Annotated in this window: 1 protein-coding gene; it reads left to right on the forward strand. The window is 42.3% G+C overall.

Annotated features, from left to right (window positions below; translation table 11 throughout):
- On the forward strand, nt 1–714 hold a 714-nt coding region (locus AMS59_RS08805), incomplete at its 5' end, for a transposase (protein WP_199777699.1).
- Nucleotides 715–740 lie beyond the last annotated feature (26 nt).

A 740-nucleotide genomic window follows, 5' to 3' on the forward strand; every position in this document is an offset into this window, starting at 1 on the left:
ACTGGCCTTCATGATTTACGTGGTGGCACATTTTTAGATGTCATTCCTGGACGAAGAATCGAGGAGTTACAAGCCTATTTTAATACACAATCTACTCTCTCTGCTCTGAAACCAGTCGCGATTGTCATGGATTTGGCAAAGTCATATCATACGTTTGCGAAAAAAATATATCCTACAGCGATTCGCATTGCCGATCGTTATCATGTCAATCGTTACGTAACTGAAGCACTTCAAGCCGTGCGAAAATCCATTCAAAAGCAGCTATCACCGTTTGCCAAAAAGGACCTTAAGCAACACTTCCGAATCCTTGGCAAACGACGTGATCAATTGAAGAATGATGAGAAAACTATCCTACATCGACTGCTTCAATACGCCGAAATCTTGCATCAAGTCTACATTTGGAAAGAAGCCTTTATCGAATGGTACGACTGTAGCTCCACGTATGAACTGGCGAAAAAAGGCTTCGGATGTTGGTTGGCGCAAGGTGCTACAATCAAGCATCCAGCCGTGGAATCCTGTCTGTCGACGATGCGCAATTGGCAAGAAGAAATCTGTAATTATCATCAATTACGCTTTACTAATGCGGCAGTAGAAGGGAAAAATAATCTCATTAAAGCGCTACAAAGACGTCATTTTTTCACGCGCAATCCGCAGCACTATAAAGAGACAATTTTACTAGAGTGCAATGCTGAATGGATTCAGTATGGCTCTTAGTCAAGCACATGTTTTGGTGAAGAGCC

The sequence above is a fragment of the Lysinibacillus sp. FJAT-14745 genome, assembly GCF_001275675.1.
GTDB lineage: Bacteria > Bacillota > Bacilli > Bacillales_A > Planococcaceae > Lysinibacillus.